The sequence below is a fragment of the Pseudomonas sp. CNPSo 3701 genome (assembly GCF_028674975.1).
Taxonomy (GTDB): domain Bacteria; phylum Pseudomonadota; class Gammaproteobacteria; order Pseudomonadales; family Pseudomonadaceae; genus Aquipseudomonas; species Aquipseudomonas straminea.
On sequence record NZ_JAQZSI010000001.1, the window covers coordinates 67,361 to 91,720 of the forward strand.

Here is a 24,360-nt window from a genome sequence, read left to right on the forward strand (position 1 = left end):
TTTCCTTATACGGTTGCGGTGTGGGCGTTCGCGCGCTGGCGGCGAACCAGCTCGCCAGCCAGCGCCAGGTAGGCGATCGCACCACGGGATTGCTTGTCATAGACCAGCGCCGGCATACCGAAGCTGGGAGCTTCGGCCAGTCGCACGTTGCGCGGGATTACGGTTTGATAGAGCGTGTCGGGGAAATGTTCCTTGAGCTGGGCAGACACGTCGCTGGTCAGGCTGATGCGCGGGTCGTACATGGTGCGCAGCAGGCCTTCGATCTTCAGCGTCGGGTTGAGCAGCTTGCCGATGCGCTGGATGCTGTTGACCAGATCGCTCAGCCCCTCCAGTGCGTAGTACTCGCACTGCATGGGAATGATCACCCCATCGGAGGCGACCAGGGCATTGATCGTCAGCATCGATAGTGCCGGCGGGCAGTCGATGAGGATGTAATCGTAGTTCTCGCGGATCGGCGCCAGTGCATAACGCAGGCGGCTCTCCTTCATCTTCATTTCCAGCAGGGACACTTCCGCGGCGGTCAGGTCGCGGTTGGCCGGCAGCAACTGATAGCCACCGTGCTCGGAGAACTGCATGGCTTCGACCAGGTTGCAGTCGCCGACCAGCACGTCGTAGATGGAGTGTTCCAGGGTCTGCTTGTCGATGCCGCTACCGGTGGTGGCGTTGCCCTGCGGATCGAGATCGATGAGCAGCACACGGCGTTTGGTCGCAACCAAGGAAGCCGCCAGGTTGATGCAGGTCGTGGTCTTGCCCACGCCGCCTTTCTGGTTGGCGATTGCGAATACTTTAGCCATGTTGCCGTTCCCCTTAAACCGAGCGACGCAGTATCAACAGATGGCGCTGGCCTTGGCAACCGGGAACCTTGAGCACGTGGGTGGCGGTGAGACGGAAGTCCGCCGGCAGCGCCTGCAGCTCGTCGTCCGGGTGCACGCCTTTCATGGCCAGCCACTGGGTGTGGCCATCGCCCAGATGGCGCGTCCAGTTGGAGAAATCTTCCAGCGAGCTGAACGCCCGCGAGCAGATGCCGTTGAATGGCTGCTCGGGCATGAAGGCTTCCACACGACGGTGGATAACTTCCAGGTTGGCTAGCTTCAGCTCGAGCTTCACTTGGGTGAGAAAGCGGGTCTTCTTGCCGTTGGAATCGAGCAACGTGAAGCGCCGCTCGGGAAACAGGATGGCCAACGGAATGCCCGGCATGCCGCCGCCACTGCCGACGTCCAGCCAGTTATCCCCAGCCTCTGCGACGAAAGGCACCACGCTGAGGCTGTCGAGCAGATGGCGCGACACCATCTCGTCCGGATCGCGCACGGCGGTCAGGTTGTAGGACTTGTTCCACTTGATCAGCAGCGCCAGGTAACCCAGCAGCTGCGCCTGCTGCTGCTCGGTCAAATCGACGCCCAGTTCACGAGCGCCTTGTTGCAGTTCTTCGGCGTGGCGAGCGGTAACGGACATCAGGCGCTCTGCTCCAACTGGCGACCAGCGCCGCGTTTTTTCAGGTGGATCAGCAGCAGGGAGATGGCTGCCGGGGTGACGCCAGGGATGCGCGAGGCCTGACCGAGAGTCTGCGGCCGAGCGTTGCCGAGTTTGTGCTGGATCTCCTTGGACAGCCCGGAAATGGTCGCATAGTCGATATCCACAGGCAGTTCGGTTTCCTCACTCGCGCGTAGGCGGGCGATCTCGTCCTGCTGACGCTCGATGTAGCCGGCGTACTTGGTCTTGATCTCGACCTGCTCGGCAACCTGGGGATCCTCGGCGCCTTCGCCGGTCACCTCGACCAGGCCGGCGTAATCGATTTCCGGGCGCGACAGCAGGTTGAGCAGGTTGTACTCGTGGGTCAGCGGCGTGCCGAAGCGCTCGACGATGGCCTCGCCTTGGGGCGTGTTCGGGCGCACCCAGGTACTTTTCAGGCGCTGCTCTTCCCGGGCGATGCCTTCGCGCTTGGCTTCGAACGCCGCCCAGCGGTGGTCGTCGACCAGGCCCAGCTCGCGGCCCTTCTCGGTCAGGCGCAGATCAGCGTTGTCTTCGCGCAGGATCAGCCGGTATTCGGCCCGCGAGGTGAACATACGGTACGGCTCCTGGGTACCCAGGGTGATCAGGTCGTCGACCAGCACGCCGATGTAGGCCTCGTCGCGACGCGGGCACCAGCTGTCTTTGCCCTGGGCGCGCAGCGCGGCATTGGCGCCGGCCAACAAGCCTTGCGCGCCGGCTTCTTCGTAACCGGTGGTGCCGTTGATCTGGCCAGCGAAGAACAGACCGCCGATGACCTTGGTCTCCAGGCTGTACTTCAGGTCACGCGGGTCGAAGTAGTCGTACTCGATGGCGTAACCCGGGCGCACGATATGGGCGTTTTCCATGCCGCGGATGCTCTGCACGATCTGCAGCTGCACATCGAACGGCAGGGACGTGGAAATGCCGTTGGGGTACAGCTCATGGGTGGTCAGGCCTTCCGGCTCGATGAACACCTGGTGGCTGTCCTTCTCGGCGAAGCGATGGATCTTGTCCTCGATCGACGGGCAATACCGCGGGCCCACACCTTCGATCACCCCGGAGTACATCGGCGAGCGGTCGAGGTTGGCAGCGATGATCTCGTGAGTGCGCGCATTGGTGTGGGTGATCCAGCAACTCACCTGGCGTGGGTGCTGCTCCTTGTTACCCATGAACGACATCACCGGGATCGGTGTATCGCCTGGCTGTTCGGTCATCTGGGTGAAGTCCACCGAACGACCGTCGATACGTGGCGGCGTGCCGGTCTTCAGGCGACCGACGCGCAGCGGCAATTCACGCAGGCGCTTGGCCAGGGCGATCGAGGGCGGATCACCTGCACGGCCGCCGGAATAGTTCTGCAGGCCGATGTGGATAAGTCCGCCGAGGAAGGTGCCGGTGGTCAGCACCACGGAGTCTGCGAAGAAACGCAGCCCCATCTGAGTGACCACGCCTTTCACTTCATCCTGCTCGACGATCAGGTCATCGGCGGCTTGCTGGAATATCCACAGGTTGGGCTGGTTTTCCAGAATTTCGCGTACTGCCGCCTTGTAGAGAATGCGGTCAGCCTGGGCACGAGTCGCACGCACTGCCGGACCCTTGCGGCTATTGAGTACGCGGAAGTGGATGCCACCCAGATCGGTAGCGGTCGCCATGGCGCCGCCGAGGGCGTCGATTTCCTTGACCAGGTGGCTCTTGCCGATCCCGCCAATGGCGGGGTTGCAGCTCATCTGCCCGAGGGTTTCCACGTTATGTGTCAGCAGCAGGGTTTTAACGCCCATGCGCGCCGCTGCAAGCGCAGCCTCGGTACCGGCATGACCGCCGCCGATGACGATCACTTGAAAACGGGAAGGGAAATCCACCACGCACCTCGTGCCTGTTGAGAAAGGGAGCTTTTAGGAAAGGGCGGCAAGTATAGGGATTTAGCTGGGCTGAAAGAAGCCTTTTGCACAAAAAATAGCCAACTGGTTCTGCCCTCAATAAAGGATCGTTTGCGTGCGGACTGTTTCCCACCGGTACGTGGAGCAGAGCTTGGAAGTAAATAAAGAAAAAAGAATGATTTTTTTAAAAGGCTTGTTTTTATGTTTATAAATGGTGCTCGCGACATCTGTGGATAGATCGCTGCAAGCCTTTATTCATGAGATGTACAGCAATGTATGAAAGCGGGATTATCCTGCGCGGCTCGTGTGCGACGGCAGTGATCACCCTGTGCATAAAAGCACAAGATATTCACAGGGCGGTTTATCCCTGGCTTAGTCACTGGGTTATCTGCAAGGCTCATGCGTGCTTTTCCACAGGGTTTATTTTCCCCCGTGAATGCTTCTGGAGATCGGAAAATTTGCTGAAAGATCGCACGAACCCCTTGGCGTCGTGGCCAAGGGGTGTGGATAAAAAAAGGAGGGTGTTATTGGGAAGCGCGAGCGCCTTGCTCGATCATCTTCTTCATGAGCGTGTCGGATTTGACGTCATAGCGAAACAGCAGAGGCTTGCCGTCCGCATTTTCCAGGTAGAAGGATTCGGTGCCTTCCCCTTCAGCAAAGCGGGTGTTGTAAAGCAGCAGGGTAAGCGGCTGCCCCGTATCGGCCTTCACGGAAGCCTGGCTTACCAGCCGTGTTTCCTGCACATCTCCCAACCCACGATTCACTACCGTCAGTAGATCGATGAATTCCTGCTCGCTGGCATTGGACGTTAGCCCCGATGAGGACGCCTGGTAGATAGCCGCGTAGCGGCCCTGCCGAACATCCTGATGAAATTGCTCCACATAGTCGCTGCCAGCGCTGACGAAATCTTCATCGCCCTGCGAGCACCCCATCAATATTGTGCAGCCTAGCGCCGCAAGAGCTTTACCGATCCCATTCATATCAGTCTCTCAAACAAATCTGTTTTTGTTCGCAGATCATCACTCCGGCAGCGCCACCGCCGCCGGCGCTGATGCCGCCACTGACCGTGACGTTGGTTGGGTTGCCGACCTCGGACATCACGCTACCGCCCACGTCGGCCAGGAAGCCGCCTCCACCGAAGGCTCCGATGCTTCTTGTCGTGCCGCTGGTTGGAGGCGCGTTACTTGCCGAAACGTTGCCACCAACGCCAAAGGAAGCGCCAGGGCCAAGGGTTCCACATGTGGTGTAATACACGCACAGGTTGAACCACTGATCCCTCTTTTTCTTTCCTGTGGATAAACCGATTGCTCCTGATCCGCCGCCACCGGCGTGACCCGCCATGCTGATATCGGCCGACAACGAGCCTTCGAACCCGCGAGTGGGATACAGGGCTTCGGTGACCTGTTCTGGAGTGGCCCCGTTCTGGTACATATGTTGAGCCAGCGAAACTTGCTGCTGGATGCCAGGATTATTGGTGATGAAATCCCATAGCCCGAGAGGATCCACCCCCAGGGTTGGCAGCTCGGTATATCGGTAGGTGTTCATGCCTGCCAGCAGCCCCAGCGGATCCTGGGTCAGATAGCGCCCGGCCTGTGGATCGTAGTAACGGAAGCGGTTGTAATGCAGACCGCTTTCCACATCCAGGTACTGGCCCTGGAAGCGAATCGGTTGATCCGTGCTGCCTTGTTCGTCGCCGATAGCATGCCAATCGCTCGATTCGCCGCTCCAGAGCAGGTTGCCGTGTATATCGGTCAGGCGCAGCGGCGTACCCAGATGATCGGTATGGAAGAACGTCAAGCGCAGATCCTCGACCGGTGGGCGCATCGCATCGGGTAGAGCCTGCCCCTCGTAACCCAGCTGTCGGCGGATCTCCAGGACCTCGGCACCTTCCTGATGGCATCGCTGTTCCAAACGCAGCAATGGGACGAAGCTGTTCGGCTGGTGCACGGTGGTGCGCAACTGATCGGCCTGTGCTTCGGCGCATTGACGGTGGTTATCCCAGCCGTAGTAGATGCGTTGCTGCCGGCCATCGCGCCAGACGTCCTTTGCGATGCGCCGCGACAGGCCGTCATAGTGGTAGCGGGCCTGCAGCGCTCGGCCATCGTATTCGAGGCGCTGCAGATGCACCAGGCGGTTGGCGCCGTCGTAACCCAGCAGCGTACGGGCTCCATCTGGCTCGATGCGTTCGATCAGGTTACCGACTCTGTCGTAGCGAAACTGATGGCCGTCCAGATAAGTGATGCGGTTATCCAGGCATTGCTGGCCAGACTTATCCACACGGTTACTGGCCGGATCGAAATGGTAGTAACGGGAAAGATCACCCTGCGCGCTTGCGATCAGACGGCCAACCTGGTCGTAGCGGTATTCGATAGTCGCCGCGGTATTGTCATGAATGGAAACAAGGTCGCCCTGGGCGTCGTACTGGTAGCGTCGTTGCCACTTTGTACCGCCCAGGGTTTTCAGTGCACCGGCTATCAGTCGGTTGGTCTGATTGTGTTGTCGAGACTCGCTGAACAAAACGCTGCCATCGCTTCGGCGGCGGGCATCGCGGTGGATTTCCCGGTGGCTGGCATCACGCTCGAAAGCCAGTTCCACCGCGTCGACCACCACACCATGCAGATGCCCCGATCCATAAAGCAGCCAGTTGACCTGAGGAGCATCACCGTAGCGGCTGCTTTCCCTGTTGCCCAATGGGTCGAGCTGATGCTCGACGCCGTATACCCAGTCTGCGCCGAGGGTTTGTAGTTCGTGGACGATCCGGCCGGCCGCGTCATAACTGAAGCGCACATCGCTGTCCTGGCATTTCACTCCCAGTAGCTGACCGCCAGGGCTCCACGTATAACTTACGCTGAAAGCTTCGGCATGCTCGGTGGCGGGTAGGTGCCGACGCAGCAGCCTGCCCTGCACATCGTATTCGAAGCGAATCAGGCGGCCTTCGTCATCGCGTTCTTCCAGCAGGTTGCCGGCCGCATCGTAACGGTACTGGCGAATGCGACCATCGAGATCCTGCTGTTGAATCAGGCGATCCACTTCGTCGTAGGCGAAGCGAATCTGTGCGCCGTTCTCGTTCTGCAAACTGATCAGGCGCCCCGCCGGGTCATAGGCGTAGTGCTGCGTACCGCCGTTCGGGTTGGTCAGGCTGGTCAGCCTGCTGAAGCGGTCCCAGGTAAAGCTCGCCTGCTTGCCCTGGCTGGCAGCCACAACCAGGCGCCCAAGGTGATCGTAGGTGAAGTCGATCTGGGTACCATCGGGCTCGACTCGTCTGAGCGAACGGCCCATGGCGTCGCGTTGATAGCGAACGCATTGTCCGAGTGGCCCCGTTTGCGAAATCAGCCAGCCATTGCTGTCGTACTCGCAGGTTGTGGTATGCCCGGAGCAGTCGGTGTAGCGCTCCAGGGCCCCAAAGCGATTCCAGGCCAGGTGCCGCGTGCCGCCTTTGGCATCGGTGATCGTCGTCGGGCGATCGGGCAGGCGCGGATCCTGATACGCCTGTCGTGTCTGCGCGCCCAGCGGGTCGATGAAGTTGATCAGGTTGCCGCGCTCGTCGTGCAGCATCTGCCATTCATGGCCGTCAGCGTTGCGTATGCCGGTGACGAAGCCGTTGTCGTCATCAATAAAGTAGCGCGTACCGGTCTTGCCGGGTTCCTCGAGCTCTGCTCGCATGCCCTCGCCATTGAAGCGCGCCTTCATCGCCCGCTGCAACGGATCCTTGATGGTCGCCAGGCGGCCGTAGGCATCGTAGGTGAATTCGATGCGGCTTCCGTCGGCCCGCTCGTGGGCGACCCAGTGACGATCGGCGCCTTGGCCTTCGAATAGATAGCGCTCGCGCCGGCCAAGGTTATCCACCACTTCGGTATGGTTTGGCTCGTAGTGATAGGCACGACTCAGACCATCGTGTTCGATCTGCCGGATGACTTTTCCAGCAGGCTCGTAGCGGTCCCACTCATAGCGGACCTCGAGGCCTTCCGGCTGTGCATGAGCCACCAGCATATGGTTCTGCCACTCGAAGCGGCGCGTCACCTGCCCCATTCGGTTACGCACTTCGATGAGATCACCGCTGTCGTTGAAGCTATAGGTCACCAGCCAGTCGAGCCCCGGCTGGGTTGGATCGAGGCCGGCGGGCAGTGGGCCGTCCGGATTGCCGAGAATGACCCCGTACAGACGCAGCCGCGAATCGCCGGGAACCGGTTCGCCCACCTGTTGATAGATGAAGGCGTAGCTACGCCCCGCACTGTCCCTTACGCAGGACAGACTGCCCGAGGCATTCCAGCTGTATTCGGTGCGGTAGCCATTACGATCAAAGCTGGCGTGCAGCAGCCAGCTCCCTTCGCCGTTGCGTAGAAAATGCAGGAACACCCGCTCACGCAGCACTACGACCGAGCCTTCGTGCTGCTGCACGGGCAGCGGCACACCCGTCCACTTGCTGCCCCAGGGCTCAAACGATTGATCGGGGTCGTGGCCGCCGCGGCGAATCCACAGCAGTTCGCTACCGGAGTAGAACGCAGCGCCAGGCGCCAATGCCGGAAAACCGATGCGCCGTCCCTGGGAATCGATCAACACCGTATGCTCGTCGCTTACTTCCAGTCCCAGACCTTCAGCGGGCAATGCCCAGCCCTGGCCCAGGCTGCCAATCTGCTCGTTGCTGGATACGTACATCCGTATGAAAGCGAAGGGTATGGGGGCCGGCAAAGAGAAGTCCACCTCACCGGGAAGAATCTTCACGCCGAGCATCGGGTTGACCGGCTGGCCGGTTACGGGTCCACACGCCGAAGGACGATCAGCCTTGCCGACGGCGGTGCTGCCCACGAAGACGTTGGGCGAGCCGGAAACGATCACGGAACCGGCCACCTTGTGACCGATATGAGAAACCGGGAGGCCACTCATGCTGTATTCCTTTACTGAGGCTATCTGAAGGCGCCGATTGTGGCTGCCGCACGATCAGACTATCTCGTTCAGGCAGCGTTCCCGTCACCACGAGGCTTTAGCGACTTATCCACAGAACGTTTTGCGGTCGTTACTTGCCGATGCAGAAACTGGAGAAGATCCGTCCCAGCAGATCATCGGAGCTGAACGCACCAGTGATTTCGCCCAGGGCCTGTTGAGCCTGGCGCAGGTCCTCGGCGAGCAGCTCGCCGGCACCGGCCAGGGTCAGTTGCGCGTGGCCGTGGTCGAGGTGGCGTTGCGCCTGGTGGAGGGCGTCGAGGTGACGGCGGCGGGCGCTGAAGCCGCTCTCCGCGGTTTGCTGGAAACCCATGCAGGCCTTCAGGTGTTCGCGCAGCAGTTCCAGGCCCTCGCTGGATTTGGCAGACAGCGCCAGGGTGGCCTGACCATCGTCAGCGTTGTGCAGTGCCACCGGTTCACCGGACAGGTCCGCCTTGTTGCGAATCAGCGTGACTCGGGCCATATCCGGCCGCTGCTGTAGGAATTCGGGCCACAAGGCGAAGGGATCGGCGGCTTCCGGTGCCGTCGAGTCGACGACCAGCAGCACGCGGTCCGCCTCGCCGATCGCTTTCAGCGCACGCTCCACGCCAATCCGCTCGACCTGATCATCGGTATCGCGCAGCCCGGCGGTGTCGACCACGTGCAGCGGCATTCCGTCGATGTGGATATGTTCACGCAGCACATCACGGGTGGTACCGGCGATATCGGTGACGATGGCGGCCTCACGCCCGGCCAGGGCATTGAGCAGGCTGGACTTGCCGGCATTCGGCCGGCCGGCGATGACCACCGTCATGCCGTCGCGTAATAGGGCGCCCTGCCCGGCTTCGCGCAGCACTGTGGATAACTGTTCGCGCACGCCTTCGAGCAGACTGAGCACGTGGCCATCGGCGAGGAAGTCGATTTCCTCCTCAGGGAAGTCGATGGCCGCCTCGACATAGATGCGCAGGGCGATCAGACGCTCGGTCAGCTCATGTACGCGCCGGGAAAATTCACCCTGCAACGAGCGCACGGCATTACGCGCCGCCTCGGCCGAGCTGGCCTCGATCAGGTCGGCGATGGCTTCGGCCTGGGCCAGGTCGAGCTTGTCGTTGAGAAACGCCCGCTCGCTGAATTCGCCCGGGCGTGCCTGGCGAGCGCCGAGCTCCAGGCAGCGCTGCAGGAGCATATCGAGAACCACCGGACCGCCATGGCCCTGTAGTTCGAGCACGTCCTCGCCGGTGAACGAATGGGGGCCGGGGAAGAACAGCAGCAGGCCTTCATCGATCACCTCGCCGGCATCGTCATGCCAGGCGCCATGATGAGCATGCCGCGGTTTGGGCTCGATGCCGCTCAGGGTGATGGCGATCATCCGGGCCCGCGGGCCGGAGACTCTGACGATACCCACGCCGCCACGACCCTGGGCGGTGGCGACGGCGGCGATGGTTTCACGGGGGGCGGACATAACATTCTCCAGACGCTGGATAGCAGAACGCCCCACTAGGGGGCGTCTGTCATGTATCGGGTGAAGCGCGAGCGCTTAGGCCTCGGAAGGCTTGTTCGCGGCTTCGATCTTGCGGGTAATGTACCACTGCTGGGCGATGGACAGGACGTTGTTGACCACCCAGTACAGCACCAGACCCGCCGGGAACCACAGGAAGAAGAAGGTGAAAATGATCGGCATCATTTTCATCACGCGGGCCTGCATGGGGTCCGGGGGCGTCGGGTTCAGCTGCTGCTGGATGAACATGGTGGCGCCCATGATGATCGGCAGGATGAAGAACGGATCCTTGATCGACAGGTCGGTGATCCACAGGATCCACGGTGCCTGACGCATCTCGACGGATTCCAGCAGGGTCCAGTACAGGGCCAGGAACACTGGCATCTGCACCAGGATCGGCAGGCAGCCGCCCAGCGGGTTGATCTTCTCTTTCTTGTACAGCTCCATCATCGCCTGGGACATCTTCTGGCGATCGTCGCCGAACTGTTCCTTCAGCGCCTGCAGGCGTGGCGAAACGGCACGCATGCGCGCCATGGAGCGATAGCTGGCAGCCGACAGCGGGAAGAACGCGAGCTTGATGATCAGCGTCAGCACGATGATCGAGAAGCCCCAGTTACCCAGCAGGTTGTGGATATGTTCCAGCAGCCAGAAGATCGGCTCGGCGAGGAACCACAGGATGCCGTAGTCGACGGTCTTGTCCAGGCCAGGCGACAGCGCGGCCAGATCCTTCTGGATCTTCGGACCGGCGTACAGCGTGGTGCTGGCCTGGCCTTCGGCGCCGGCTGGCACGTTCAGCGCTGGGCCGGTATAGCCGATGATGTAGTTGCCCTGGCTGTCCTTGCGGGTCTGCACCAGGTTGGTGTCGTCCTTGGCCGGAATCCACGCAGTCACGAAGTAGTGTTGCAGCCAGGCAACCCAGCCACCCTGCACGGTTTCCTTGAGGTTCTGCTTGTCGATGTCCTTCATGGACACCTTGGTGTACGGCTTCTCAGGCGTCCACAGCGCGGCACCCAGGTAGGTGGCGGTGCCGGTGGCGGTGCTCGAGGATGGGTCACCGCTGTTATCACGCTTGAGCTGGGCGAACAGGTTACCGGTCCAGGCATTGGCGCTCTGGTTGTTGATCAGGTAGGTAACACCGATCTCGTAACCATTGCCGGTGATGCAACCGGTTTTCTTCTGCTCAACTTCCTTGGCCGAGCAGCTGGTGTCCAGGCCGCGGTGGAAGGTGAAACGCTTGGTGTAGTTGACGCCAGCATCGCTGAAGGTCAGGTCGACCACCAGTTGCTCCTGGCCGTCAGCCAGTTGGTAGACGCGCTGCTCGCTGTTGTACAGCGGGCGGCCAGCGGCACGGGCGTCCGGGCCATTGGCACCGGTCAGGCCGCTCTGGGCGAGGTACAGGTGCTCGTTGCCGTTGTCGAACAGCTGGAAGGGCACGTCCGGACGGTCCTGGCGGCGCGGGTAGTGCGGCAGGCTCAGGCGAACCACATCACCACCACGCGGATCGATGGCCAGATCCAGTACGTCGGTCTTGACCTGAATCAGCTCGTCGCTGACCGCAACGGTTTCCACCGGGCTTGGCTCGGTGTTGCCGGCATTGGCGGTCGGCACGTCGTCATTGCTGGCCGCCGTCGAAGCGGTTTCCGGCAGACTCGGTGCGGGTTTGCTGGTCGAAGCGGTCTGATTCGGCAGAGCGGCCTGGCCGTAGTCCTGGTTCCATTGAAGAACCATCATGTAGGACACGACTGCCAGGGCGACGATCAGGATCGAACGTTTGATATCCATGATTATTCGGCCATCGAAGAGGAACGGGAGTTTTTCGCGAGGGGCACCGGATCGTAGCCTCCGGGATGCCAGGGGTGGCAGCGTCCCAGACGACGAACGGTCAGCCAGCCACCACGCAGGACGCCATGGGTTTCGATGGCTTCAAGCGCGTAGCAGGAACAAGTGGGGTAGAAACGACAATGACTGGCCATCATCGGACTGATGGCGTACTGGTAAAACCGGATTGGAGCTTGAACCAGTTTACGCATGGGGATTGTCGTTCACCCCGGTCTGGGCATTGGCCTGTTGGGCAGGTTTGCTGCGAGCCAGGCGCTTCCACAATTTGCTGAACTGTTGAGCCAGCTCGGCGTTCTGCAGATCACCCAGGCCTTTACGCGCAACGACCACGACGTCCCAGCCCACCAGATTGTCCTGGTTGAGGCGGAACGATTCGCGGATCTGGCGTTTCAGGCGGTTGCGCTCAACGGAGAGCTTGACGCTCTTCTTGCCGATCACCAGACCTAGGCGTGAATGATCAAGCTCATTGTTGCGCGCAAGCAGCAGGACACTCTTGCCCGGCGCTTTGCCGCTTGGAGAGTCGAAGACTGCCTTGAATTGCCGGGGAGTGAGCAGGCGCTTCTCCCGGCCGAAGCCTCGACTCACCACAAGACTGGAAAATCAGACTGCGAGGCGAGCGCGGCCCTTGGCGCGACGACGCGACAGGACGGCACGGCCGTTCTTGGTAGCCATGCGAGCACGGAAGCCGTGGGTACGAGCGCGTTTGATGGTGCTGGGTTGGAAAGTGCGTTTCATGATGCGGTTACCTGGTTATCGACAACGGACCGGAATGGTCCCCGTTTTAAGAGACCGGCGATTCTAGAGAAAGCCGCAGGCCAGGTCAATTTCCAACCAGTTGTTTTGCAGATAGAGAAATATAGAGGAAAGAATCTTTTTAGAAAGGCTTGTTTTAGTGTTTATAGCTTAGCTCGACCCCTTCTGTGGATAAGTTCATACAGGCTAGAACATTTAAGGGTTGCGGCGATTCAAAAGTCTGTCAGAAAACCGTGCTGCGCATGTTCGCGTGCTGGGTATCGGCTGGGGACGAAATGCGTTTTTACCCACAGGTCGAATATCCAGAGAGTTTTCCACCCGCTTTTAAACGGTGCTTATGCCGCTTTATCCACAGAGTACAATCAGGTCATTTCCGACATGTGGCAAATTGCCTAACACCTTGATTTAGCGTGTACTGATTGGCTTTCCTATGTGGATAACTCCACCTCTTGGAGCTACAATAGGTGCTGTTTTTGCCTCAGCGCTTTCAATCAGGGGATGTCCGTGTCCGTGGAACTTTGGCAGCAGTGCGTGGAACTCCTGCGCGATGAACTGCCTGCCCAGCAATTCAACACCTGGATCCGTCCACTACAAGTAGAAGCCGAAGGCGATGAGTTGCGTGTCTACGCACCGAATCGTTTCGTTCTCGACTGGGTCAACGAAAAGTACATGGGCCGCATGCTCGAGTTGCTCGGTGAGCGAGCAACTGGTCTGGTGCCCGCTATTTCGCTATTGATCGGCAGCCGTCGCAGTTCGGCGCCGCGGGCGGTACTGACACCTTCGCCGTCTGCTTCCAGCTACAACAGTCCGGCGCCCTCCGCACCTGCACCCGCAGCCCCGGCACCTCAGGTCAGCGCACCGCCGCCCAAGCCGCCGGCGCAGACCGAGCCTTCGCGGGCCAGCTTCGACTCCATGGCCGGTGCAACGCCCAGCGTTGCACCGACGCGTACCGAGCGTAACGTGCAGGTAGAAGGTGGCCTCAAGCACACCAGCTACCTGAACCGCACCTTCACCTTCGATAATTTTGTCGAGGGCAAGTCGAACCAGTTGGCCCGCGCCGCTGCCTGGCAGGTGGCGGACAATCCCAAGCACGGTTACAACCCGCTGTTCCTTTATGGCGGCGTCGGCCTGGGTAAAACGCACTTGATGCACGCGGTGGGTAACCACCTGTTGGCCAAGAACCCGAACGCTAAGGTCGTGTACCTGCACTCCGAGCGATTCGTGGCTGACATGGTCAAGGCGTTGCAACTCAATGCCATCAACGAATTCAAGCGCTTCTACCGCTCGGTGGATGCGCTGCTGATCGATGACATTCAGTTCTTCGCCAAGAAGGAGCGCTCTCAGGAAGAGTTTTTCCACACCTTCAACGCACTGCTCGAGGGCGGCCAGCAGGTGATTCTCACCAGCGACCGCTACCCGAAGGAAATCGAAGGGCTGGAAGAGCGTCTGAAGTCGCGCTTCGGCTGGGGCCTGACCGTGGCGGTCGAACCGCCCGAGCTGGAAACCCGTGTGGCGATCCTGATGAAGAAGGCCGACCAGGCCAGGGTCGACCTTCCCCACGATGCGGCGTTCTTCATTGCCCAGCGTATCCGCTCCAATGTGCGTGAGCTTGAAGGTGCGCTGAAACGCGTCATCGCCCACTCGCACTTCATGGGCCGCGACATCACCATCGAGCTGATCCGTGAATCGCTGAAGGACCTGTTGGCCCTGCAGGACAAGCTGGTGAGCATCGACAATATCCAGCGCACCACGGCCGAGTACTACAAGATCAAGATCACCGATCTGTTGTCCAAACGTCGTTCGCGTTCCATAGCCAGGCCGCGTCAGGTCGCCATGGCGTTGTCCAAGGAATTGACCAACCACAGCCTGCCGGAGATCGGCGTGGCGTTCGGCGGTCGTGATCACACCACTGTGTTGCACGCCTGTCGTAAGATTGCTGAACTTAGGGGATCCGACGCGGACATCCGCGAGGATTACAAGAACCTGCTGCGTACACTGACCACTTGATACGCAACTCCATGCACGAGGCAAGGGACTAGACCATGCACTTCACCATTCAACGCGAAGCCCTGTTGAAACCCCTGCAACTGGTCGCCGGCGTCGTGGAACGCCGCCAGACCTTGCCGGTTCTGTCCAACGTTCTGCTGGTCGTCGAAGGCCAGCAACTGTCGCTGACCGGTACCGACCTGGAGGTCGAGCTGGTTGGTCGCGTGGCCCTGGAAGATGCCGCCGAGCCCGGCGAGATCACCGTGCCAGCCCGCAAGCTGATGGACATCTGCAAGAGCCTGCCTGCCGATGCACTGATCGACATCCGCGTCGACGAGCAGAAGCTGCTGGTCAAGGCCGGTCGTAGCCGTTTCACCTTGTCCACGCTGCCGGCCAATGATTTCCCCACCGTCGAGGAAGGCCCGGGTTCGCTGACCTTCAACCTGGTACAGAGCAAACTGCGCCGCCTGATCGAGCGCACTAGCTTCGCCATGGCTCAGCAGGACGTGCGCTACTACCTCAACGGCATGCTGATTGAAGTGCAGACCGGCATCCTGCGCGCCGTTGCCACTGACGGTCACCGCTTGGCGATGTGCTCCATGGAGGCGACCATCCAGCAGGACGGCAAGCATCAGGTCATCGTGCCGCGCAAAGGTATCCTCGAACTGGCTCGCCTGCTGACCGAACAGGACGGCGAAGTATCCATCGTCCTGGGCCAGCATCACATCCGTGCCACCACCGGCGAATTCACCTTCACCTCCAAGCTAGTCGACGGCAAGTTCCCGGATTACGAGCGCGTGCTGCCCCGTGGCGGCGACAAGCTGGTGGTCGCTGACCGTCAGGGTCTGCGCGAAGCCTTCAGCCGTACCGCGATTCTGTCCAACGAAAAGTACCGCGGTATTCGTCTGCAACTGGCTGCCGGTCTGCTGAAAATTCAGGCCAATAACCCGGAGCAGGAAGAAGCCGAAGAAGAAATCGCCGTCGATTACAACGGCAGCTCCCTGGAAATCGGTTTCAACGTCAGCTACTTGTTGGATGTACTCGGTGTGATGACCACCGAGCAGGTGCGTCTGATCCTGTCCGACTCCAACAGCAGTGCCCTGGTACAGGAAGCTGACAATGACGACTCTGCTTACGTCGTCATGCCGATGCGTTTGTAATTCTGGCTGCTGAAAGGCAGCTACCCAGCGTCAGATAATCAGCCTTGGTATGTTCGGATGCAGTTTTGATCCGTAACATCCAAGGCTGATTTCGTTTCAGGCGGCGTGATCGCTGCCCTTCTCTTTCGGCCTGTTCATGTCCCTGACCCGCATCAATTTCACCGCCGTTCGTAATCTCGAGCCGTCGACCCTGCTGCCCTCGCCGCGCATCAACATTCTTTACGGCGATAACGGCAGCGGCAAGACCAGTGTGCTCGAGGGTATTCACCTGCTCGGCCTGGCGCGTTCCTTTCGCAGTGCTCGCCTGTTGCCGGTGATTCAGTACGAGCAGCAGGTCTGTACCCTGTTTGGGCAGGTGCAGTTGAATGATGGCCGGCTTAGCAACCTCGGCGTATCACGAGATCGTCAGGGCGAATTCCAGATTCGCATTGACGGGCAGAACGCGCGCAGCGCTGCGCAGCTTGCCGAAACGTTACCTTTGCAGCTAATCAATCCGGACAGTTTCCGGTTGCTGGAGGGCTCACCGAAGATCCGTCGGCAGTTCCTCGATTGGGGAGTGTTCCACGTGGAACAGCGATTTTTGCCCGCCTGGCAGCGCCTGCAGAAGGCCCTCAAGCAGCGTAATTCCTGGCTTCGCCGTGGTACACTTGACCCCGTTTCTCAAGCGGCCTGGGATCGCGAGTTGTGCCTGGCCAGCGATGAAATCGACAGTTATCGGCGATCCTACATACAGCAATTGAAGCCCGTCTTCGAGCGTACCCTCAGTGAACTGGTCGATCTGCAGGGGCTCACATTGAGCTATTACCGGGGATGGGATAGAGAGCGTCCTCTGAGTGAAGTGCTGACGTCGTCGTTATTGCGTGACCAGCAGATTGGGCACACCCAATCCGGACCGCAACGCGCCGATCTCAGGTTAAGGCTGGGTGCTCACAACGCGGCAGATATTCTCTCCCGTGGCCAGCAGAAGCTGGTGGTGTGCGCCTTGCGAATCGCTCAGGGGCATTTGGTTGATCAGGCCAAGCGCGGCCAATGTATCTATCTGGTGGATGACCTGCCGTCAGAACTGGATGAGCAGCATCGCCGCGCTTTGTGTCGTTTGTTGGAAGATTTGAACTGCCAGGTATTCATCACCTGTGTAGACCATGAATTGTTGAGCGATGGCTGGCAAACGGATACGCCGGTTTCCATGTTCCACGTGGAACATGGGCGTATCACCCAGACCCACGACCACCGGGAGTAAGGCATGAGCGAAAACCAAACGTACGACTCCAACAGTATCAAGGTACTGAAAGGCCTGGATGCCGTACGCAAGCGGCCAGGCATGTACATCGGTGATACCGACGATGGTAGCGGCCTGCACCACATGGTCTTCGAGGTGGTCGACAACTCCATCGACGAAGCCTTGGCTGGTCATTGCAGCGAGATCACCATCACCATCCATCCGGATGAGTCGATCAGTGTGCGTGATAACGGCCGTGGTATCCCGGTCGATATGCACAAGGAAGAAGGCGTCTCAGCAGCCGAGGTCATCATGACCGTGCTGCACGCCGGCGGTAAATTCGACGACAACAGCTACAAGGTATCCGGCGGCCTGCACGGCGTGGGCGTATCCGTGGTGAACGCCCTCTCCAAGGAGCTGGTGCTGACCATTCGCCGTAGCGGCAAGATCTGGGAGCAGACCTACGTCCACGGCGTGCCCCAGGCACCTCTGGCGGCGGTTGGTGACACCGATGGCACGGGTACCCAGATCCACTTCAAACCGTCCGAAGACACCTTCGCCAACATCCACTTCAGCTGGGACATCCTCGCCAAGCGCCTGCGTGAACTGTCGTTCCTGAACTCCGGTGTCGGTATCCTGCTCAAGGACGAACGCACCGCTAAGGAAGAGCTGTTCAAGTACGAGGGTGGCCTGCGGGCGTTCGTCGAGTACCTGAACGTCAACAAGACCGCGGTGAACCAGGTGTTCCACTTCAACGTCCAGCGTGACGACGGCGTGGGTGTGGAAGTCGCCCTGCAGTGGAACGACAGCTTCAACGAGAACCTGCTCTGCTTCACCAACAACATTCCGCAGCGTGACGGTGGTACCCATCTGGCTGGTTTCCGCTCGGCGCTGACCCGTAACCTGAACAACTACATCGAGCAGGAAGGCCTGGCCAAGAAGCACAAGGTCTCGACCACCGGTGACGATGCCCGTGAAGGCCTGACCGCGATCATCTCGGTCAAGGTGCCGGATCCCAAGTTCAGCTCCCAGACCAAGGACAAGCTGGTTTCCTCCGAGGTGAAAACCGCGGTGGAACAGGAGATGGGTAAATACTTCGCCGACTTCCTGCTTGAGCACCCGAACGAAGCCAAGGCCGTTGTCGGCAAGATGATTGACGCTGCCCGGGCCCGTGAAGCGGCGCGCAAGGCCCGTGAAATGACCCGTCGCAAGGGCGCGCTGGATATCGCCGGCCTGCCAGGCAAATTGGCCGACTGCCAGGAGAAGGACCCTGCCCTCTCCGAACTGTACATAGTGGAGGGTGACTCCGCGGGCGGTTCTGCCAAGCAGGGCCGTAACCGCAAGACTCAGGCGATCCTGCCGCTCAAGGGCAAGATCCTCAACGTCGAAAAGGCGCGCTTCGACAAGATGATTTCCTCCCAGGAGGTCGGTACGCTGATCACCGCGCTGGGCTGTGGCATCGGCCGCGAGGAATACAACATCGACAAGCTGCGTTACCACAACATCATCATCATGACCGATGCTGACGTCGACGGTTCGCACATCCGTACCCTGCTGCTGACTTTCTTCTTCCGTCAGCTGCCGGAGCTGGTCGAGCGTGGTTACATCTACATCGCTCAGCCGCCGCTGTACAAGGTCAAGCGTGGCAAGCAGGAGCAGTACATCAAGGACGACGAGGCCATGGAGGAATACATGACCCAGTCGGCTCTGGAAGACGCCAGCCTGCACGTCAACGAAGCCGCTCCTGGTCTGTCCGGCGAGTCTCTGCAGCGCCTGGTCGGCGACTACCGCACGGTGATGAAGACCCTCAAGCGTCTGTCGCGTCTGTACCCGGAAGAGATCACCGAGCACTTCGTCTACCTCGAAGGTGTGACTCAGGACATGCTCGCCAACCGCGACGTCATGGAAGCCTGGCGCCTGAAGTTCGATGCCCGCTTGAAGACCATGGATCGCTCCGGCCTGGCCTACAAGACCAGCCTGCGCGAAGACACCGAGCGCCACCTGTGGCTGCCCGAAGTCGAGATGATCTCCCACGGCAACTCCAGCTACATCACCTTCAACCGTGATTTCTTCACCAGCAACGATTACAAGACCGTCACCAGCCTGGGCGACCAGCTGAACAGTCTGCTGGAAGAAGGTGCCTACGTGCAGCGTGGTGAGCGCAAGAAGCCGGTCACCACCTTCAAGGAAGCCCTGAACTGGCTGATGACCGAGAGCACCAAGCGCCACAGCATCCAGCGCTACAAGGGGCTTGGCGAGATGAACCCGGACCAGCTGTGGGAAACCACCATGGACCCGGAAGTGCGCCGCATGCTCAAGGTGCGCATCGAAGACGCCATTGCCGCGGACCAGATCTTCAACACCCTGATGGGCGACGAAGTGGAACCGCGCCGCGACTTCATCGAGACCAATGCACTGGCGGTGTCCAACCTCGACGTCTAACCGAGCGTTACCCATAAAAAACCCGGCCTTGCGCCGGGTTTTTTATTGTCTATCAATTGCTTAGGGCGTCAGCCCCACCAGTAACGCACCATATGAAAGAACACCGGTGCGGCGAAGCATACCGAGTCGAGGCGGTCGAGCATGCCGCCGTGGCCTTCGATCATGTGGCCCCAGTCCTTCACGCCGCGGTCGCGTTTGATCGCCGACATCACCAGGCCGCCGGCGAAGCCGAGCAGGCACACCAGCAGGGCGAACAGGGCGGCCTGCCAGAAGGCGAACGGGGTAATCCAGTACAGCGAGGCGCCGACCAGGGTGGCCAGGGCCACACCGCCAAAGAAGCCTTCCACGGTCTTGGATGGGGATAGGTTGGGGGCAATCTTGCGTTTGCCGGCCAGCTTGCCGCACACGTACTGCAGCACGTCGGAGATCTGCACCACGATCACCAGCCAGGCAATCAGCAGCAGGTTGCGGCCTTCATAGCCGGCGATCTCCAGGGTCAGCAGCGCCGGTACGGTGGAGATGCAGTACACCGCGATCATCAGGCCCCACTGCACCTTGGACGTGCGTTCGAGAAAGCGTGTGGTGTCGCCGCCCAGGGACGAGAGGATCGGCAGCAGCAGAAACACGTAGACCGGAATGAAGATGGCGAACAGGCCGTACCAGCCGATACCGATCAGCAGGTACTGCATCGGCAGCGCGAAGTAGAAGGCGGCAACCAGTGCCGGGTAGTCGCTGCGCCGAGTGGGGGTGAGCGTCATGAACTCGCGCAGGGCGTAGAACGACACGCAGTAGAACAGCACTACCACGCCGATATTGCCGAACAGGAAAGCGAAGCCGATCACCGCCACCATCGCCCACCATGCGTTGATGCGGGCATTGAGGTTGTCGATGACCGAATGGGGCCCTGGGCCGGCACGCAGTTTCAGCAACCAACCAATCAGGCTGGCGAGCAACAGCAGGCCACCGATACCAGCGAACAGCAGTAGGGTATTACGATCCATCTCAAGCCTCCTCGGGAGCCAGGGCCAGCAGGCTGCTGCGGGCGCGTTCGAGGTAGGCGTCTTTGCTCTCCTCCTCACCCATGCCCAGTGGCGCACCGAAATTCAGGGTGCACAGCAACGGCAGCGGCAAGGCACGGCCCTTGGGCATCACCCGGTTGAGGTTGGCGATCCACACCGGGATCACCTCGACGTCCGGGCGCGCTTTGGCCAGGTGATAGAGGCCGCTCTTGAACGGCAGCAGGCCGTCTTCGAGATTACGTGTGCCTTCGGGAAAGACGATCAGCGAATCACCCTCACCCAGCGCGTCGAGCATCGCCTGCAGTGGGTTGGCACTGGGATCGCTGCGCTGGCGATCGACCAGTACGCCGTTGAACACCCGCTGGATCACGAAGCTGCGCAACGCGCCCTTCATCCAGTAGTCGGAGCCGGCCACCGGGCGGGTGCGCTTGCGCAGCTCGGCGGGCAGCGATGCCCATAGCAGCACGAAGTCGCCGTGGCTGCTGTGGTTGGCGTAGTAGATGCGTTGCACTGGCTGCGCGGTGCTGCCGAGCCATAGGGCGCGCGCACCGGTGAGCAGTCGCGCACCAGAGGTGATGAGAAAGGCGACCAGCGAGGCGAGCATGACAGAGTCCTTATCCGAATCGAATGTGTGAAAGCCACGGCATCAGCACCATCGCTGCCAGTGCGACCAACAGTTGCAGAGCCAGCCATAGCGCCTGCAAACGCAGCAGGCGCACGGCACCCTGGCTGCGTTGTTCCCAGCTGCGCGCGGGCTCGCCCTGGCGGCCCAGCGACGCCAGTGCCTGATCGAGCTCTGCGGTACGGCGATCCAGCTGCTCGGGCGCCGCGGCCAGGCCGGCGAACAACTCGGCATCGAGGGCGACGCGCAGGGCGTAATACTTCTGGATCAGCCCGCACACCAGCAGTGCGATGCACACGGCCGCGCCCGTGCTCAGCGCCATGAAACCGAGCAAGGGGCCCAGACCGATGACCAGCGCCAACAGGCTCAGGGTACTGGAGGCGCGGTCGAGGGTCTTGCCGCGGCGCAGCATGGCGGCGATCAGGCTGAGGTGCATCTCACTGGCCATGCAGCACGCCTCCGTCTGTGGATAAGAATGGCGCTACAAGGCCTTCCAGCGCCTGTAAATGAGCGCTTCCCAGTACGACCTGTGGGCGAGCTTGGCGCAGCGTCGAAACGGCCTCTGCGACGCTCCTGCAGCGACCGCTGTGCAGCAGCCAGGCGGCGATAGCGGTGGCGCTGCGTGAGTAGCCCAGGGCGCAACACACCAGTACCGGGCCGTGACGACGCAGGTCCTCGATGGCCAGGGCCGCCTGCAGGCAGTGTTCGCTGCTGGGGGCGATCAGGTCGAGGCTGGCCAGTTGTCGGTAGGCCTTGCCGTCGACCCGGCATGGCAGTTCGGCGCAGAGATCGGCGATGGCCGCGAAGTGCTGCGCTTCGTTCCTGGCAGGAATACGTCCCAGCCATACGCCATCCGCTACTTCATCGGGCTGCGGATGCTTACGGGTCCAGGCGCGGGAATTGATCCAGGCAGCGGCCAGATAAGGTGCTAGTAGCCAGGTGCCGGCGGCGCTGAGACGGCCATCGGCACGCTTCTGGAAACCCGCGGCGCCGAACAGCGCGTAATTGAGCGCCACGATCAGCAGCGACAACGCCGGCCACATCAACCACAGAGCCGCGCCGCCGAAATGGATCGCCAGCGCGCTGCACGAAGCCTCGCCAAAGGCATAGCGCAGGGCCAGCCGCCAGCGCTTCGGATCACGGGCCAGGCGCCAGGCAAACAGCGGGCTACGTCCTTCGCTGGGCCACAGCCACAGACACAGGAATCCGGCGAGCAGGCCGGTCGGTACATCGATGAAATGGTGTTGCCAGGTGGTCAGCACCGACAGGCCGATCAAGAAAAACCAGATGTGCACGACCACGCGCCACAGGCCACTGGCGTGCTGGGCGAAGCACGCCCAAAGCACCACCAGCAGGGTGATATGCAGCGACGGGGCCTGGTTGAACGGTTTGTCGAAGCCCATCAGCAGGTCGAACATCATCCCGAACAGCCCATCCAGCGCCGGTCGGTCGAAGGTAAAACGCAGTGGCCAAAGCAGAAAGCAGGTGATGCAGATCACCTGCGCGGTGAGCAGTCGCAGACCGAGGCGATCCACCGCAGCACGGGTAGGCGGTAACAGGAAGGCCAGGCCGTAGAGCAGGTCGATCGACCAGTAGGGAATGATCGTCCACGGCCACAAGGGAATCTGTCGCTCCCAGCCGAACACCAGGCTGCCGACGTCGTCACGTTGCGCGGTGTAACCGTTGGCGAAGCCGTAGGTGCCGAAGAACAGCGGCGCGAGCAGCAGCAGCCAGAGTACGCCGCGCTTCCATAGCCCGGTTTCCGGGGCGACCGCGGCGGGCGTCATCAGGACACCCGCTGCGCCAGGGACACGCTGAAGATGCCCCACTCGTCGATGCGCTGGGTGATCTTGCGAAAGCCTGCCGCTTCGACCAGTTGATCCATCTCTGCCTGGCTGCGCCGGCGCATCACCCAGGCTTCTCCGCCGCGGTGGCTGGTCAGGGCGCGGGCGATCAGTTCCAGCTGCGGGTGCCAGGGTTGGCCGGTGTAGATCAGGTAACCGCCCTCTTCCACGGCTGCCGCGAGGCCTGCCAGGGAGTCGCCGACCATGGCGTTGCTGGCGAACAATTCATACAGGCCGGAGACCACTGCCAGGGTCGGTTTGGGATCCAGCGCTGCCAGGTCGGCCTTGTCGAAAGCGTCGCCTTTGACGAACCGGGCGATGCTGCCCAAGCCTTTCTGCTCGATCAATGCCGAGCCGTCACGCACGTTGATGTCGCTGTAGTCGCGCAGCAGGATCGAATCCGGTTTATCGCTGCCCTGCTCCAACGACTCAAGGATGTAGCGGCCATGCCCGGCAGCGATGTCGACGATGCGCACTGAGCGGTCTTGCTCGCGCAACTTGCCCATGGCCAGGCGCAGCAGCTCTTCGGCATGCACCTTGCGCTGGCGAATGCCCCGCCAGCCGATGGAGTTCAGGTAGTTGCGGTCGATCAGCCGGCCAATAGGCGAGTTGCCGGTTGGCGTGTTGCGATACACGTAATCCAGGGTGCTGCCCGAATCGAAGCCGGTCTCGAAGCCCAGTTTCACGCCGGCGGAAAGGTTGCTGCCGAGGCGCATGCTGGCTCGGGTAGCGCGCCAGTAAAGATCGCGCGGGGAGTTCTTTGGTAGCGGCGCCGCCAGCTCTTCGGCCTCGGCGCAGCTCCAGCCGAGGCGGTCGGCATCGAGCAGCGACGGGCGCTGCAGCGGCTGTTCGAACGCCTTCACCACGAAACGGCGAATGCGGCTGAGGGCATGGGCACGATCACGCTCGCCCAGGGTGTCGTGAAAGAACCCGGGCAGGATATGCATTTCCTTGTCCAGGCTGCCCAGGCGTGCGAAGAACTGCTCCTGGGGTTTGCGATGTACCACGAAGTCGCTGCCGGAGATCAGCAGCTGGGTTGGAATCTGAATGGCCTGGGCATCGGCCACCACCCGTTCGGCAGCGTCGTAGAGACCCAGCAGCATGTTCACCGAAATCGGTCGGCTGATCAGCGGGTCGGCCTCGAACGAGGCGATGCGCTGCGGATCGTGGCTGAGAAACTTGGCTTTCACGTAGCTGTTGACGAAGAAGTTGCCGCGCCAGGCGCGCATCAGCTTCAGGCCCGGGCGAGCGAAAGGTACGTACAGCTTGACCTTGAAGGCTGGTGAAGCGAGCACCAGGGCGCGGATCTTCGGTGCGTAGTCGTGGACCCAGGTAGAGATCACCACGGCGCCGACGCTCTGGGCCAGCACCACCATGTCCGTGGTGTCGATGCCGTAGGTGGCCGCGATATGGTCGATGAAAGTCTGCACGTCTCGCACGCTGGTGGCGAAGCTCGGGCTGTCGCCCCGCTCGCCTGGCGATTCGCCATGGCCGCGGGCGTCCCAGGCGAAGAAGTCGAAGCCCTGCAGGCCCAGCTCCTCGACCAGGTGGGCCATGCGCCCGCCGTGCTCGTGGCCGCGGTGAAACATGACGATGGCGCGGCGCGGGCCGGTTTCGGCCGCGGGCCAGTGCCGGTAGAACAGGCTTACGCCGTCGTGGGTCGTGAAGGTATTGGAGCGAACTTCAGTCATCGAGG

Annotated in this window: 19 protein-coding genes; 4 read left to right on the forward strand and 15 right to left on the reverse strand. The window is 61.1% G+C overall.

Annotated features, from left to right (window positions below; genetic code table 11):
* Window positions 1-5: 5 nt before the first annotated feature.
* The 10 genes from PVA39_RS00250 to rpmH all read right to left on the reverse strand — a co-directional run bounded on the left by PVA39_RS00250 (window position 6) and on the right by rpmH (window position 12,354).
* Window positions 6-794 carry a ParA family protein gene (locus PVA39_RS00250; RefSeq protein ID WP_274122289.1) on the reverse strand — a complete coding sequence of 263 codons (789 nt, stop codon included), beginning with the start codon at window positions 792-794 and terminating at the stop codon, window positions 6-8.
* Between the two features lie 13 nt (window positions 795-807).
* Window positions 808-1,452, reverse strand: a complete 645-nt coding sequence (gene rsmG, locus PVA39_RS00255) for a 16S rRNA (guanine(527)-N(7))-methyltransferase RsmG (protein ID WP_443200923.1) — start codon at window positions 1,450-1,452, stop codon at window positions 808-810.
* Complete coding sequence (mnmG, locus tag PVA39_RS00260; protein ID WP_274122290.1) at window positions 1,452-3,344, reverse strand: tRNA uridine-5-carboxymethylaminomethyl(34) synthesis enzyme MnmG; 1,893 nt, start codon at window positions 3,342-3,344, stop codon at window positions 1,452-1,454. Before mnmG ends, rsmG begins: the two co-directional genes overlap by 1 nt.
* 542 nt (window positions 3,345-3,886) lie before the next feature.
* Window positions 3,887-4,342: a hypothetical protein gene (locus PVA39_RS00265; protein ID WP_274122291.1), complete on the reverse strand. Its 456-nt coding sequence runs from the start codon at window positions 4,340-4,342 to the stop codon at window positions 3,887-3,889.
* Between the two features lies 1 nt (window position 4,343).
* Window positions 4,344-8,198, reverse strand: a complete 3,855-nt coding sequence (locus PVA39_RS00270; protein ID WP_274122292.1) for an RHS repeat-associated core domain-containing protein — start codon at window positions 8,196-8,198, stop codon at window positions 4,344-4,346.
* Window positions 8,199-8,376: 178 nt separating this feature from the next.
* Window positions 8,377-9,744 (reverse strand): tRNA uridine-5-carboxymethylaminomethyl(34) synthesis GTPase MnmE, encoded by a 1,368-nt coding sequence (mnmE, locus tag PVA39_RS00275; protein ID WP_274122293.1) that lies wholly within the window; start codon window positions 9,742-9,744, stop codon window positions 8,377-8,379.
* 75 nt (window positions 9,745-9,819) lie between these two features.
* Complete coding sequence (gene yidC / locus PVA39_RS00280; protein WP_274122294.1) at window positions 9,820-11,562, reverse strand: membrane protein insertase YidC; 1,743 nt, start codon at window positions 11,560-11,562, stop codon at window positions 9,820-9,822.
* Window positions 11,563-11,564: 2 nt separating this feature from the next.
* Complete coding sequence (gene yidD, locus PVA39_RS00285) at window positions 11,565-11,810, reverse strand: membrane protein insertion efficiency factor YidD (protein ID WP_093501083.1); 246 nt, start codon at window positions 11,808-11,810, stop codon at window positions 11,565-11,567.
* Window positions 11,803-12,204 (reverse strand): ribonuclease P protein component, encoded by a 402-nt coding sequence (gene rnpA / locus PVA39_RS00290; protein WP_274122295.1) that lies wholly within the window; start codon window positions 12,202-12,204, stop codon window positions 11,803-11,805. The genes yidD and rnpA overlap by 8 nt, the downstream gene beginning before the upstream one ends.
* A gap of 15 nt (window positions 12,205-12,219) precedes the next feature.
* On the reverse strand, window positions 12,220-12,354 hold the full coding sequence (gene rpmH / locus PVA39_RS00295; RefSeq protein ID WP_003213577.1) for a 50S ribosomal protein L34: 135 nt from the start codon (window positions 12,352-12,354) through the stop codon (window positions 12,220-12,222).
* A 522-nt stretch (window positions 12,355-12,876) separates the two neighbouring features.
* Between rpmH and dnaA the strand changes: the two genes are divergently transcribed.
* From dnaA to gyrB, 4 genes are all read left to right on the forward strand, one after another.
* A complete protein-coding gene (gene dnaA / locus PVA39_RS00300) occupies window positions 12,877-14,379 on the forward strand; it encodes a chromosomal replication initiator protein DnaA (RefSeq protein ID WP_274122296.1) in 1,503 nt (500 codons plus the stop codon).
* Between the two features lie 35 nt (window positions 14,380-14,414).
* Window positions 14,415-15,518 (forward strand): DNA polymerase III subunit beta, encoded by a 1,104-nt coding sequence (gene dnaN / locus PVA39_RS00305; protein ID WP_093501079.1) that lies wholly within the window; start codon window positions 14,415-14,417, stop codon window positions 15,516-15,518.
* Between the two features lie 136 nt (window positions 15,519-15,654).
* Window positions 15,655-16,758 (forward strand): DNA replication/repair protein RecF, encoded by a 1,104-nt coding sequence (recF, locus tag PVA39_RS00310; protein WP_274122297.1) that lies wholly within the window; start codon window positions 15,655-15,657, stop codon window positions 16,756-16,758.
* A 3-nt stretch (window positions 16,759-16,761) separates the two neighbouring features.
* Entirely contained in the window at window positions 16,762-19,179 is a 2,418-nt protein-coding gene (gene gyrB, locus PVA39_RS00315) for a DNA topoisomerase (ATP-hydrolyzing) subunit B (RefSeq protein ID WP_274122299.1), read from the forward strand.
* Between the two features lie 68 nt (window positions 19,180-19,247).
* Here the strand turns inward: gyrB and PVA39_RS00320 are convergent, their stop codons facing one another.
* Genes PVA39_RS00320 through PVA39_RS00340 form a run of 5 tightly spaced genes read right to left on the reverse strand, consistent with a single transcriptional unit; the run spans window position 19,248 to window position 24,355 of the window.
* Entirely contained in the window at window positions 19,248-20,180 is a 933-nt protein-coding gene (locus PVA39_RS00320) for a phosphatidate cytidylyltransferase (RefSeq protein ID WP_075929005.1), read from the reverse strand.
* A 1-nt stretch (window position 20,181) separates the two neighbouring features.
* The gene (locus PVA39_RS00325) at window positions 20,182-20,802 is read right to left on the reverse strand and encodes a lysophospholipid acyltransferase family protein (RefSeq protein WP_274122302.1); all 621 of its coding nucleotides are present in this window, start codon (window positions 20,800-20,802) and stop codon (window positions 20,182-20,184) included.
* Between the two features lie 10 nt (window positions 20,803-20,812).
* On the reverse strand, window positions 20,813-21,268 hold the full coding sequence (locus tag PVA39_RS00330) for a hypothetical protein (protein WP_274122304.1): 456 nt from the start codon (window positions 21,266-21,268) through the stop codon (window positions 20,813-20,815).
* The gene (locus PVA39_RS00335; protein ID WP_274122305.1) at window positions 21,258-22,607 is read right to left on the reverse strand and encodes a phosphatase PAP2/dual specificity phosphatase family protein; all 1,350 of its coding nucleotides are present in this window, start codon (window positions 22,605-22,607) and stop codon (window positions 21,258-21,260) included. The genes PVA39_RS00330 and PVA39_RS00335 overlap by 11 nt, the downstream gene beginning before the upstream one ends.
* Entirely contained in the window at window positions 22,607-24,355 is a 1,749-nt protein-coding gene (locus tag PVA39_RS00340; protein WP_274122307.1) for a bifunctional alpha/beta hydrolase/class I SAM-dependent methyltransferase, read from the reverse strand. The genes PVA39_RS00335 and PVA39_RS00340 overlap by 1 nt, the downstream gene beginning before the upstream one ends.
* Between the last annotated feature and the right edge of the window lie 5 nt (window positions 24,356-24,360).